Annotated in this window: 12 protein-coding genes; 4 read left to right on the top strand and 8 right to left on the bottom strand. The window is 58.6% G+C overall.

What is annotated here, in order from left to right; genetic code table 11:
* Positions 1-52: 52 nt before the first annotated feature.
* From gntT to gntX, 3 genes are all read right to left on the bottom strand, one after another.
* Positions 53-1,369, bottom strand: a complete 1,317-nt coding sequence (gene gntT, locus FY206_RS22860; RefSeq protein WP_013099097.1) for a gluconate transporter — start codon at positions 1,367-1,369, stop codon at positions 53-55.
* 386 nt (positions 1,370-1,755) lie between these two features.
* Complete coding sequence (gene nfuA / locus FY206_RS22855) at positions 1,756-2,331, bottom strand: Fe-S biogenesis protein NfuA (protein WP_003861601.1); 576 nt, start codon at positions 2,329-2,331, stop codon at positions 1,756-1,758.
* A 61-nt stretch (positions 2,332-2,392) separates the two neighbouring features.
* Positions 2,393-3,076, bottom strand: a complete 684-nt coding sequence (gene gntX, locus FY206_RS22850; RefSeq protein ID WP_032644581.1) for a DNA utilization protein GntX — start codon at positions 3,074-3,076, stop codon at positions 2,393-2,395.
* 36 nt (positions 3,077-3,112) lie between these two features.
* On the opposite strand from gntX, the gene bioH reads away from it, so the two are divergent.
* Positions 3,113-3,886, top strand: a complete 774-nt coding sequence (gene bioH, locus FY206_RS22845) for a pimeloyl-ACP methyl ester esterase BioH (RefSeq protein ID WP_032644580.1) — start codon at positions 3,113-3,115, stop codon at positions 3,884-3,886.
* A gap of 111 nt (positions 3,887-3,997) precedes the next feature.
* Positions 3,998-4,267: a YdgH/BhsA/McbA-like domain containing protein gene (locus tag FY206_RS22840; RefSeq protein ID WP_023309499.1), complete on the top strand. Its 270-nt coding sequence runs from the start codon at positions 3,998-4,000 to the stop codon at positions 4,265-4,267.
* 33 nt (positions 4,268-4,300) lie between these two features.
* On the opposite strand, the gene feoC is transcribed toward FY206_RS22840, so the two are convergent.
* The 5 genes from feoC to greB all read right to left on the bottom strand — a co-directional run bounded on the left by feoC (position 4,301) and on the right by greB (position 10,358).
* The gene (feoC, locus tag FY206_RS22835; protein WP_024907906.1) at positions 4,301-4,537 is read right to left on the bottom strand and encodes a [Fe-S]-dependent transcriptional repressor FeoC; all 237 of its coding nucleotides are present in this window, start codon (positions 4,535-4,537) and stop codon (positions 4,301-4,303) included.
* A gap of 12 nt (positions 4,538-4,549) precedes the next feature.
* Positions 4,550-6,868: a Fe(2+) transporter permease subunit FeoB gene (gene feoB, locus FY206_RS22830; protein ID WP_032644579.1), complete on the bottom strand. Its 2,319-nt coding sequence runs from the start codon at positions 6,866-6,868 to the stop codon at positions 4,550-4,552.
* Positions 6,869-6,898: 30 nt separating this feature from the next.
* Positions 6,899-7,126 carry a ferrous iron transporter A gene (feoA, locus tag FY206_RS22825; RefSeq protein WP_008503050.1) on the bottom strand — a complete coding sequence of 76 codons (228 nt, stop codon included), beginning with the start codon at positions 7,124-7,126 and terminating at the stop codon, positions 6,899-6,901.
* Positions 7,127-7,465: 339 nt separating this feature from the next.
* Positions 7,466-9,796 (bottom strand): Tex family protein, encoded by a 2,331-nt coding sequence (locus FY206_RS22820; RefSeq protein WP_032644578.1) that lies wholly within the window; start codon positions 9,794-9,796, stop codon positions 7,466-7,468.
* Positions 9,797-9,884: 88 nt separating this feature from the next.
* Positions 9,885-10,358: a transcription elongation factor GreB gene (gene greB / locus FY206_RS22815; protein ID WP_014885539.1), complete on the bottom strand. Its 474-nt coding sequence runs from the start codon at positions 10,356-10,358 to the stop codon at positions 9,885-9,887.
* A 228-nt stretch (positions 10,359-10,586) separates the two neighbouring features.
* On the opposite strand from greB, the gene ompR reads away from it, so the two are divergent.
* Together ompR and envZ are read left to right on the top strand one after the other, a co-directional pair.
* On the top strand, positions 10,587-11,306 hold the full coding sequence (gene ompR / locus FY206_RS22810) for an osmolarity response regulator transcription factor OmpR (RefSeq protein WP_001157751.1): 720 nt from the start codon (positions 10,587-10,589) through the stop codon (positions 11,304-11,306).
* A complete protein-coding gene (gene envZ / locus FY206_RS22805) occupies positions 11,303-12,649 on the top strand; it encodes a two-component system sensor histidine kinase EnvZ (protein ID WP_008503047.1) in 1,347 nt (448 codons plus the stop codon). The genes ompR and envZ overlap by 4 nt, the downstream gene beginning before the upstream one ends.
* The last annotated feature ends 55 nt before the right edge of the window (positions 12,650-12,704 follow it).

Below are 12,704 nucleotides of genomic sequence, written 5' to 3'. Positions count from 1 at the left end.
GGGCTCGATCGGTTCCCTCTCCCCTATGGGGAGAGGGTTAGGGTGAGGGGCATCAAACCACCATATTCAACAGCAGCACCCCGACCAGACCACACACCGAAATAATGGTTTCCAGCGCGGACCAGGACTTGATGGTTTCACCGATCGTCAGGTTGAAGTACTCCTTGAACAGCCAGAAGCCCGGGTCGTTAACGTGAGAGAAAATCACGCTACCGGAACCGACGGCGATAACCATCAGCTCAGGGCTCACGCCCGTGGTGGCAATCAGCGGGGCAACGATACCGCCTGCGGTGATCGCCGCAACGGTCGCAGAGCCCAGCGCAATACGCAGAACCGCGGCGATAGACCAGGCCATCAGGAGCGGCGACACGTTGGTTTCATGCATCATCGCGGCGATGTATTTGTCCACGCCGCTGTCAACCAGCACCTGCTTGAAGGCACCGCCACCGCCGATGATCAGGAGCATCATGGCAATGATTTTGATGGAAGAGGTCAGCGTGTCGTTGATCTGATCCATTGAACGCCCGCGGTTAAGGCCGAAGGTGAACATCGCGATCAGCACCGCAATCAGCGTTGCCATCACCGGGTCACCCAGGAATTCCGCGACGGACAGGAACGCATGGCCTTTCGGCAGAACCATCTCTGCTACGGCGCGCATCGCCATCAGGATCACCGGTACCAGAGAGGTCCAGACGCTGACGCCAAAGCCAGGCATCTCTTCTTCGGTGAAGGTTTTGGCGCTGTACAGACCTTCCGGAATCGGCTTATCGATGCCTTTCAGGAAGCGGGCATACACCGGGCCTGCCAGAATCACCGTCGGGATCGCCAGAATGGTACCGAACAGCAGGGTTTTACCCATATCGGCATGGAAAATGGTTGCGATAGCGGTTGGACCCGGGTGCGGCGGCAGGAAGCCGTGGGTCACGGAGAGCGCCGCAGCCATTGGCACGCCGACATACAGCAGCGGGATGCTCGCCGCGGCCGCGATGGTGAACACCAGCGGCAGCATCAGCACGAAGCCCACTTCATAGAACAGCGCGAAGCCGACGGTAAAGCCGGTTAACACCACTGCCCACTGAATGTTCTTTTTGCCAAATTTGTCGATAAGCGTGGTGGCAATACGCTGGGCGCCACCGCAGTCCGCCAGCATTTTGCCGAGCATGGCGCCGAAGCCCATGATCAGCGCCAGGCTGCCGAGCGTGCCGCCGACGCCGGCTTTAATGGAGCTGATAACTTTTACCAGCGGCATGCCCTGCATCAGACCGACTGCAAGTGCCACCAGAACCAGAGCGATAAACCCGTTCATTTTGAAACGGATCATCAAGAGCAGTAATAACACAACACCGATAGCAACGATGACTAATGGCATGATTTACCTGGCCTTTGAATTGTTATGGGTAACGTCATTGTTTCAACGACACGTTCCGATTGTCCCAACTGGGAACAGAGAAGTAACGGCACTAATACTGATGCCTTGGAAACCATTAAGTTTAGTCGGCTGTTATGAGTGTGTTTAGTGCCCACGAGAATGATACGGGTAACATGGCGTGATTGAGAATCACCCTGGCAGGCAAAATGTGAATTATGAGACGCAGCTCAACATATAGAGGGGAGGTAAACGCAAAACGGCAACGCACGTTGCCGTTTTTAGTGTTTGTTCCCTCTCCCTGTGGGAGAGGGCCAGGGTGAGGGCATCAAACCGCACTGTCTCTGTAGGCCCGGTAAGCGCAGCGCCACCGGGCAAAGACAGACGGCTTAGTAGTAAGAGTGCTCGCCGCGCTGGTGTTCGGTCAGGTCACGCACGCCCTTCAGTTCCGGGAACTCGTTCAGCAGCTGCTTCTCGATCCCTTCTTTCAGGGTCACATCCACCATTGAACAGCCGTTACAGCCGCCGCCAAACTGCAGGATCGCCAGGCCGTCTTCCGTGATTTCCATCAGGGAAACGCGGCCGCCGTGGCCCGCCAGCTGCGGGTTGATCTGGGATTGCAGCAGATACTCGACGCGCTCCATCAGCGGGGCATCGTCAGACACTTTACGCATCTTCGCGTTCGGCGCTTTCAGGGTCAGCTGAGAGCCCAGCTGATCGGTGACGAAGTCGATCTCCGCATCTTCAAGATACGGTGCGCTCAGCTCATCAACGTAGGCGGTGAGCTGTTCAAACTTAAGGGCAGTGTCGGTGGCTTCCACGGCGTCCGGAGGACAATAAGAAACACCACATTCTGCATTCGGCGTGCCTGGATTGATCACAAACACGCGGATCTGCGTCCCTTCTTCCTGATTTGCCAGCAGTTTGGCAAAGTGCGCTTGTGCAGAATCGGAAATACGGATCATAGCTTTGGCCTAATAGTTGACTAAATTACCTGGGTATAATCATACGCCCATTGAAGAAGGGCTACAAGGTACGGCACAGACACCATACCTGAACCGACGCGGCGCCGCTTCGCAAAAGCAGTCGGGAAAGTTCAGCAACGGTACTGCCCGTGGTGACGACATCATCCACAATCGCGATATGGAGACCGTTGACCGGCAATTCAAGCCGAAAGGCATTCTTGAGGTTTCTTTTGCGCAGCCGGGCGCTGAGCTGATGCTGGATGGCGGTGGCATGTACGCGTGTTAGCGCACCGGCCTCGTACCGGCAGCCGAGCCACCGGGCGAGGGGACGGCAGATTAGGTCACTCTGGTTATAGCCGCGCCGCCAGTGCCGACGTCGGTATAAGGGAACATTCACCACCATGTCGACTTTCGCCAGCGCCCGGTGACGTCGTGCCTGCAAAACCGCCAGCAACAGCAGGCGGGCAAGGGGCTGCGCCAGCGCGCTCTGCCCGGAAAACTTCAGCGCGTGAACCAGCCCGCTCAGCGGCGGAACATAATCATCCACCGCCACCAGCGCTTGCCACGGCGGGGATTTTTTCAGGCAACGGCCGCAGGGCAGCGAGGGATTTGTGGCCGGTAAACCACATTGCGGGCAGGTTCCGATTCGCCATTGCAGCGAGCCCGTGCAGACGGAGCAGATGCCCCAGGCGCTGAGGGCAAGCGGCATTTTGCATAGCCAGCACAAGCCGGGCACTGTTAGCATGTTCAACCTCCATGTCAAAAAAGAGAACAGTAACGGATGAAGACGCTGTGGTGGCAGACCGTTGGGACAGGAAATTGCCATCTTGTGCTGCTGCACGGATGGGGCCTGAATGCGGAAGTGTGGCATTGCATAAACGAGGAACTTGCCTCGCAATTTACATTGCATCTGGTTGATCTACCGGGGTATGGCCGCAGCCACGGCTACGGTGCGATGACGCTCGAAGAGATGGCGCAGGTGGTGGTTGACGCGGCGCCACAACATGCCATCTGGCTGGGCTGGAGCCTTGGCGGGCTGGTGGCAAGCCAGATTGCGCTTTCCTGGCCCGAACGCGTAAAGGCGCTGGTGACGGTGGCGTCGTCGCCCTGCTTTAGCGCGCAGGAGGCGTGGCCCGGCATAAAGCCTGACGTGCTGGCGGGCTTCCAGCAGCAGCTGAGCGACGATTTCCAGCGCACCGTAGAGCGGTTCCTCGCGCTGCAGACGATGGGGACGGAAACCGCGCGACAGGATGCCAGAGCGCTGAAGCAGGTGGTGCTCTCTTTGCCGATGCCGGACGTTGGGGTGCTCAACGGCGGTCTAGAAATCCTGAAAACGGTCGACCTGCGCGAGCCGCTGGCCGCGCTGGCGATGCCGCATCTGCGTATCTATGGCTATCTTGACGGCCTGGTCCCGCGCAAAGTGGTTCCGCTTCTGGATGCGCTCTGGCCGGACAGCGAATCGCAGGTCATTGCCAAAGCCGCGCATGCCCCGTTTATCTCTCATCCGACGGAGTTTTGTTCAGCGCTCGTTGCGTTAAGTCAACGTTTAGACTGATTATTTTCTATCCAGCCTGGAAAAAGTAACACACCGCAACCATACTCGAGATGTCGTTGCGGTTGTTCTGCCTACGATAATCAAAACAACAATCCTATGGAGAGTCAGGCTATGAAACTTGTTACAGGTATTGTCACTTCTCTGGTTATTGGGTCACTGTCCTTTGGCGTCTTTGCGGCAAAAGAGCTGGAAAAAGATAAAGTTGCCGGAATGAATCTGACGAAAATTGGTGAGATTTCTACGTCTGACACCACCGCGCCGATGGACGCGAGAAAAGAGCTGTCGAAGAAAGCGGATGAGCTGGGCGGAACGTACTACGTTGTCACCAGCGCTGAAAAACAGACCAAAAACGTGCGTGCAACGGCGGACGTCTACAAGTAATACGATAAAGCCAGGCAGCGATGCCTGGCTTTGCTAACGCAGCGCCCACCACTCCCTGAGGCAGGCCTTGCCTTCCGGACAGCTTTTACAGCTGCCGGAGAGACAGCCGTCTGCGTCTTCCTGAATCCGCACGGCTTTCCCCATGGCCTCCAGTCTTTCCAGCATGGCATCGATCATCGGCTGCGGCGTATGCAGGCTGAGGCTCAGCTGTTTCGCCTCCATCCGCCCCTGCAGCGCCAGCAGGTCACGAACCTGAATCAACGATGCCATGTGGTGTGCTCCTTAGTGACAGTCGCCAGCCGGACTGCTGCAGCAGGTCGCGGCGGTTTTACAGTTTGCCAGCAGGTCGATGTCGACGCGGCTGCGTGCCCGGCGCAGCAGGCCGAGCACGATCGCGTTAAACAGCACGACCGCGAGAATGCAGATCAGGCTGTAGCGCGGGTGCTGGCTGAAGTTAACGGTCTGATAAAACAGCGTCGCCAGCGAGTAGGCGATATTCAGCCCCCACAGGATGGAGAAGCCCATCCAGCCGCGGCTGGATTCGCGGGCAATTGCCCCCATCACCGAGATGCACGGAATGTAGAGCAGAACGAAGATGAGATAGCTGTAGGCCGCGGACGCGCTGCCAAATTTCTCGCCCATCACGCCCATGGCACCGGTCGCCATTTCGCCGTCGCCTTTGCTGGCCTCAATCGGGTTCGCCAGCACGCTCAGGCTGAAGGTGTCCTTCAGGCTCTGCCAGGTCTCCTCTACGGCACCCAGCAGTTCGTCACCGAGGTGAAACGCGGCCGGATCAAATTCCTGTTCCTGAATGTTCTCCGCGGTGTAAAGCGTGTTCAGGGTGCCGACAACCACCTCTTTCGCCATCGCGCCGGTGAACAGCCCGACGGTCGCCTGCCAGTTATCCTCATGTACGCCAATCGGTTTGAAGACCGGGGTGATGACGCGGCTGACGGAGGCGAGAGCAGAGTCGTTGATGTTATCTGCCGCCTGCCCGCTGAGGGTGAAGCTGTTCAGCGCGCTCAGGAAAATGCTGACGATGACAATCACCTTACCGGCGCGCAGGACAAAGCCTTTCAGGCGCTGCCAGGTCTGGATGACCAGGCTTTTCAGATGCGGCACGTGATATACCGGCAGCTCCATCACGAACGGCGAGGCTTCACCGCGCATAATGGTGTGTTTCAGCATCAGACCCGTGAGAATGGCCATCACGATGCCCAGCACGTACAGCGAGAAGACCGCCAGCGCGCCCTGCTGCCCAAAGAAGGCGGCGGCAAAGACGGCGAAGATGGCCAGACGGGCGCCGCAGGACATAAACGGCGCCATCATGATGGTCATCAGACGCTCGCGCGGTGCATCCAGGGTGCGCGCGCCCATCACCGACGGCACGTTGCAGCCGAAGCCGACAATCAGCGGAACGAAGGATTTGCCGGGCAGACCCAGGGCCTGCATCAGGCGGTCCATCACGAACGCGGCGCGCGCCATGTAGCCGGAATCTTCCAGGAACGAGAGGAACAGATACATCATGCCAATCTGCGGCACCAGCGGCAGAACGGTATTGATACCGCCGCCGATCCCCTGCGCGAGGAAGATGGTTAACCATTCCGGGAAGTGCAGGGTGTAGCCTACCCACTGAATCCCGTGTACGAAGATCGCGACGGAACCGGCGTCAAAAATCGGCTGGAGCGCGCCGCCGATGTTGATGGCGAGCAGGAACATCACGTACATCACCAGCAGGAAGATGGGCAAACCGAGGAAGCGGTTAAGCACCACCTTATCCACCGCCGCCGTGAAGCGGCTGGGTTCTGCCGTGAGTGCGTTACTGACCACGTCGCAAATCGAGGCGATGGCCTGGTAACGCGCATCGGCGATGTGCAGCGCCGGGTCGTCCAGCTCGTCGCTGAGACGGGCCACCGTCGCGTCCAGCTTATCTGCCGCATGCCCGGCGTAGGCGCGGCTGTAAATATCCCCTTCCAGCATCTGCAGGCCCAGCCACAGGCGCTGTTTCGCAGGCATGCTTTTGTCCATCTCCTGCGCCAGCAGATCGGCTTCACGCAGCAGCGGCTGAGCGTAATGCACCAGCTCAACGTCGCGATTGCCCGCGTGGCGATCGATCGCCAGCTTCAGGGCATCAATACCGCGAGCGCGCGTCGAGACCAGCGGGACCACCGGGCAGCCCAGGCGCGCGGAGAGCGCATCGACGTCGATGCGCAGCTTTTGTTTCTCCGCAATGTCGAGCATGTTGAGCGCCACGATGCAGGGAATACCCAGCTCCAGCAGCTGCAGCGTCAGGTAGAGGTTGCGCTCGAGGTTGGAGGCGTCGACCACGTTGATCAGCAGGTCAGCGTCACCGCTCAGAATGTAGTGGCAGGCAATTTGCTCATCGAGCGAGGTTTGCGACGAAATGGTGGTAAGGGAGTAGGTGCCGGGAAGATCAACCAGGGTGACCTGGTTGTCCGTTGTCGTGAACTGGCCTTCTTTACGCTCAACCGTCACGCCCGCCCAGTTGCCCACGCGCTGGCGCGCCCCGGTCAGCTGGTTAAAAAGCGTTGTCTTGCCGGAATTAGGATTGCCAATTAAGCCAATCGTTAACTTTTTCATTTTTTTAGACTCACTGAAACCGCTGGCTTGTTATCGGGATAACGCTTCGACTTCTATTAACGCGAGGTCTTTCTTACGCAGGACCAGATTCACGCGCCGGGTTTCGATGTGAACCGGGTCACCTAACGGCGCCACGCGCACGACCTGAAATGACGAGCCGGGCAGCATGCCCAGCGACAGCAGCTTTTGCCGATAGGCCGGGCTAATTTCGCGGGTAAAACCGGTAATTTTCCACGCACTGTCTGGAGTGAATTGCATAACGCCTGATTCCACGAAAGGTTAAATTATCTACTATGGGATGATAATGAGAATAGTTTTTATCAGCAATATTAAAACTGTGACGGAATGTTGTTTACGGTATTAATTTGCGGGCCGTTTGACCTTGCTCAATATTTGCTGACGTGCCGGGAAAACGAAAAGGGGAGTATTTGTTAACGGGGTGATAATTGGTGGTTTAAATATGGCTATGCAATCGGTTTCATATATTTCGATATGATTTTATTCCCCTCTCCCCATGGGAGCGAGGGAGAAAAGACCGCACTGTGCGATCCCCTCTCCCCTTTGGGGAGAGGGTTAGGGTGAGGGGCATTGACAACCTTAGCGCTTCTTGCCCATCGCGGCCGCCAGCGCATCCATCATCGCGCTATTACCCGCAGGCTGTGCCTCACGTCCGCGCGGTTTTGCCGCCTTCGCTGCCGGGCGCTGCTGCTCGCGGCCGCCGCCATTGCCGCCACGGCGCGCGTTGGTTTCGCCCGGCTGCTCGTCCAGACGCATGGTCAGGGCGATACGCTTGCGCTGCAGGTCCACTTCCAGCACTTTCACCTTCACGATGTCGCCTGCTTTGACCACGGTGTGCGGATCTTCAACGAACTTGTCGGCCAGGGATGAGATATGGACCAGACCGTCCTGATGCACGCCGATATCCACAAACGCGCCGAAGTTGGTAACGTTGGTTACCGCCCCTTCCAGCACCATGCCGGGCAGCAGATCGTTCATGGTTTCCACGCCGTCAGCAAAGGTGGCCGTTTTAAACTCGGGACGCGGATCGCGGCCCGGCTTTTCCAGCTCTTTAATGATATCGGTGACGGTAGGTACACCAAATTTGTCGTCGGTAAAGTCCGCGGCCTTCAGGTTGCGCAGGGCGCTGCTGTCGCCCATCAGATCCTTCAGGGCCTGCTCGGTGGCGGCCAGAATACGTTCCACCACCGGGTAGGCTTCCGGGTGAACGGTGGAAGCGTCCAGCGGGTTATCGCCGTGGTTGATGCGCAGGAAGCCCGCGCACTGCTCAAAGGCTTTTGGCCCCAGACGGCTCACCTTGAGCAGCTGCTGACGGTTCTGGAACTGGCCGTTCTCGTCGCGCCAGGCGACGATGTTCTGCGCCATCATGCGGGTTAAGCCCGCCACGCGAGTCAGCAGGGGAACGGAGGCGGTGTTCAGGTCCACGCCGACGGCGTTTACGCAGTCTTCCACCACCGCATCCAGCTTGCGCGCCAGCTGAGTCTGGCTCACGTCGTGCTGGTACTGGCCCACGCCGATAGATTTCGGGTCGATCTTCACCAGCTCCGCCAGCGGATCCTGCAGACGGCGAGCGATTGAGACCGCGCCGCGCAGGGAAACGTCCAGATCCGGGAACTCCTGCGCCGCCAGCTCGGACGCGGAATAGACCGAGGCCCCCGCTTCGCTGACGATCACCTTCTGTGCCGTCACTTTCGGGAACTGCTTCTGCACGTCGAGGTAGAAACGCTCGGTTTCGCGGGACGCCGTGCCGTTGCCGATGGCGACCAGCTCGACGTTGTATTTTTCGCACAAAGCGGCAACCACGACGGCCGCTTTCGCTGCCTGGCCGGTGTGCGGGTAGATGGTGTCGGTGGCGACCAGCTTGCCGGTGCCGTCGACCACCGCCACCTTCACGCCGGTACGCAGACCCGGATCGAGACCCATGGTCGCGCGCAGGCCGGCAGGGGCGGCCATCAGCAGGTCGTGCAGGTTACGGGCGAAGACGTTGATGGCTTCATCTTCGGCGCGCTCGCGCACGGTGCCCATCAGCTCGGTTTCGAGGTGCATCAGCACCTTGATGCGCCAGGTCCAGCTCACCACGCCTTTACGCCAGCCGTCTGCCGGGGCGTTGTTCAGGCGCAGGCCGAGGTGATCGATAATGATCTGCTCGCAGTGGCTCTCTTTCGGCGGCTCGTCAAACTGCGGGTCGGCATTCAGGGAGAGCTGCAGCACGCCTTCGTTGCGGCCGCGGAACATCGCCAGCGCGCGGTGTGAAGGGGTCGTAGAGATCGGTTCGTGGTGATCGAAGTAGTCGCGGAATTTCGCGCCTTCTTCCTCTTTCCCCGCAACGACGGTTGAGACGATGTGCGCGTTCTTCCACAGGTAATCACGCACCTTAGCCAGCAGCGCGGCGTCTTCGGCGAAGCGCTCCATCAGAATGTAGCGTGCGCCGTCGAGGGCGGCTTTGGTGTCCGCGACGCCTTTGTCGGCGTCGATGAATTTCGCCGCTTCGGTATCCGGATCGTGGGAAGGTTCGTTCCACAGCAGGTCGGCCAGCGGCTCAAGGCCCGCTTCGATGGCAATTTGCCCGCGCGTGCGGCGCTTCGGCTTGTACGGCAGATAGAGGTCTTCGAGTTCGGTTTTGCTCAGGGTGCCGTTAATGGCGCTTTCCAGTTCGCCGGTCAGCTTGCCCTGTTCGCCGATGGACTTGAGGATCGCCTGACGACGTTCTTCCAGCTCGCGCAGATAGCCCAGACGGGTCTCCAGGTTACGCAGCTGCGTGTCGTCCAGACCGCCGGTGACTTCCTTACGATAGCGTGCAATAAACGGCACGGTGTTCCCTTCATCAAGCAGGCGAACGGCAGCTTCTACCTGTTCGGCTCTGGCCTGAATATCACCCGCAATAATGCGGCAGAGCGAATCTTTCATCATGGCTTTATCATCTGTTGAGTCGAAAAAATCAGGGGATAGTTATACGGGCTGACACGGCAAAATGCCAGCCGGGGAGGGCGCTCTCGGACTATTTTACGTAGACGATCTCATTAACATACCAGCTGGCTTCACCGGCTGGGGTCTGCACGACGGCCAGATCGCCCACTTCCTTTTTCAGCAGCGCGCGGGCCATCGGGGAGTCGATGGAGATGTAATCCTTACGACCAAAAATTTCATCGTAGCCGACGATGCGAAAACGCAGGGTGTCACCGTCGTCGTTTTCAATCTCCACCCACGCGCCGAAGAACACTTTGCCCTCCTGCTGCGGGGAATAATCGACGATTTTGAGGTTCTCCAGGCACTTCGTCAGATAGCGAACCCGGCGGTCAATCTCGCGTAGCCGCTTTTTATTGTACTGATAGTCAGCGTTTTCGCTGCGATCGCCCAGGCTTGCCGCCCAGGTCACTTTCTTGGTCACTTCCGGGCGCTCTTCGCGCCAGAGGTAATCCATCTCTTTTTTGAGTTTTTCATACCCTTCGCGGGTGATCAGGGGCGTTTTCATGGTAAAGCCTTTGCTGCCGGTTTTCTGTCTTGCGCACAATACGTACCACACAGTGTAACAGACAGGATTAATAATGATTTATGTGATGAAATGAGCAGATAAGCTGCTGTTAAATATGCTTTGTAACAATTTCGACTAGAATTTATACCAGAATTAACTGGTCGAATACGTGCACTTTTTTAGAATACGCTGTTACAAAGACTATCCGAACCTTTGGGAGTACACACAATGCAAGAGAACTACAAAATTCTGGTCGTGGATGACGACATGCGCCTGCGTGCGCTGCTGGAACGTTATCTGACCGAGCAGGGCTTCCAGGTTCGTAGCGTCGCGAACGCTGAGCAGATGGACCGTCTGCTGACCCGTGAATCTTTCCACCTGATGGTGCTCGATCTGATGCTGCCAGGTGAAGACGGGCTTTCTATCTGCCGCCGTCTGCGCAGCCAGAGCAACCCGATGCCGATCATCATGGTGACGGCGAAGGGCGAGGAAGTTGACCGTATCGTGGGCCTCGAAATCGGCGCGGACGACTACATTCCAAAACCGTTTAACCCGCGCGAGCTGCTGGCGCGTATTCGCGCCGTGCTGCGCCGTCAGGCGAACGAACTGCCGGGCGCGCCGTCGCAGGAAGAAGCCGTCATTGCGTTCGGCAAGTTCAAGCTGAACCTCGGCACGCGCGAGATGTTCCGTGAAGACGAGCCTATGCCGCTCACCAGCGGCGAGTTTGCGGTACTGAAAGCGCTGGTTAGCCACCCGCGTGAGCCGCTTTCCCGCGACAAGCTGATGAACCTGGCGCGCGGTCGCGAATACTCCGCAATGGAACGCTCTATCGACGTGCAGATCTCCCGCCTGCGCCGCATGGTGGAAGAAGATCCTGCGCACCCTCGTTATATTCAGACCGTATGGGGTCTGGGCTACGTGTTTGTCCCGGACGGCTCTAAAGCATGAGGCGAATGCGCTTCTCGCCGCGAAGCTCGTTTGCCCGCACCCTGTTACTGATCGTCACCCTGCTGTTCGTCAGCCTGGTGACGACCTACCTGGTGGTGCTGAACTTTGCGATTCTGCCGAGCCTCCAGCAGTTTAATAAGGTCCTGGCTTACGAAGTCCGTATGCTGATGACAGACAAACTGCAGCTGGAGGACGGCACGCAGCTGGTTGTCCCCCCCGCGTTTCGCCGTGAAATCTACCGTGAGCTGGGCATTTCGCTCTACTCAAATGAGGCGGCAGAAGACGCCGGCCTGCGCTGGGCGCAGCACTACGAATTCCTCAGCCAGCAGATGGCGCAGCAGCTGGGGGGCCCGACGGAAGTGCGCGTTGAGGTCAACAAAAGCTCGCCCGTCGTCTGGCTGAAAACCTGGCTGTCGCCCAATATCTGGGTGCGCGTCCCGCTGACGGAAATCCATCAGGGCGACTTCTCGCCGCTGTTCCGCTACACCCTGGCGATTATGCTGCTGGCGATAGGCGGCGCCTGGCTGTTTATCCGCATACAGAACCGACCGCTGGTCGACCTGGAGCACGCTGCGCTGCAGGTCGGTAAAGGGATTATTCCCCCTCCGCTGCGCGAGTATGGCGCCTCGGAAGTCCGTTCGGTGACGCGCGCGTTTAACCATATGGCGGCAGGCGTGAAGCAGCTGGCGGATGACCGTACGCTGCTGATGGCGGGCGTGAGCCATGACCTGCGCACCCCCCTGACGCGTATCCGTCTGGCGACGGAGATGATGGGAGAAGAGGACGGTTATCTCGCCGAGTCCATCAACAAGGACATCGAAGAGTGTAACGCCATCATTGAGCAGTTCATCGACTACCTGCGCACCGGTCAGGAGATGCCGATGGAGATGGCGGATCTCAACGCGGTGCTGGGCGAAGTGGTGGCGGCGGAAAGCGGCTACGAGCGCGAGATTGATACCGACCTTCAGGCGGGCGAGATTCAGGTGCGCATGCACCCGCTCTCTATAAAGCGTGCGGTTGCCAACATGGTGGTCAACGCGGCGCGCTACGGCAACGGCTGGATTAAGGTCAGCAGCGGGTCCGAACTCAACCGCGCCTGGTTCCAGGTGGAAGACGACGGTCCGGGCATCAAGCCCGAGCAGCGTAAGCATCTGTTCCAGCCGTTTGTGCGCGGCGACAGCGCGCGCAGCACCAGCGGTACGGGCTTAGGCCTGGCGATTGTTCAGCGTATTGTGGATAACCATAACGGGCTGCTGGAGATTGGCACCAGCGAACGGGGTGGGTTGAGCATTCGCGCCTGGCTGCCGGTGCCGGTGACGCGGGGGCAGGTGAAAGAGAGTTAAAAAAAGGGTGGCACGAGCCACCCTTTTTCGTAGGTCGGGTAAGGCGAAGCCGCCA

The sequence above is a fragment of the Enterobacter chengduensis genome, from assembly GCF_001984825.2.
GTDB lineage: Bacteria > Pseudomonadota > Gammaproteobacteria > Enterobacterales > Enterobacteriaceae > Enterobacter > Enterobacter chengduensis.
This window is presented reverse-complemented; position numbering and strand designations above follow the sequence as displayed.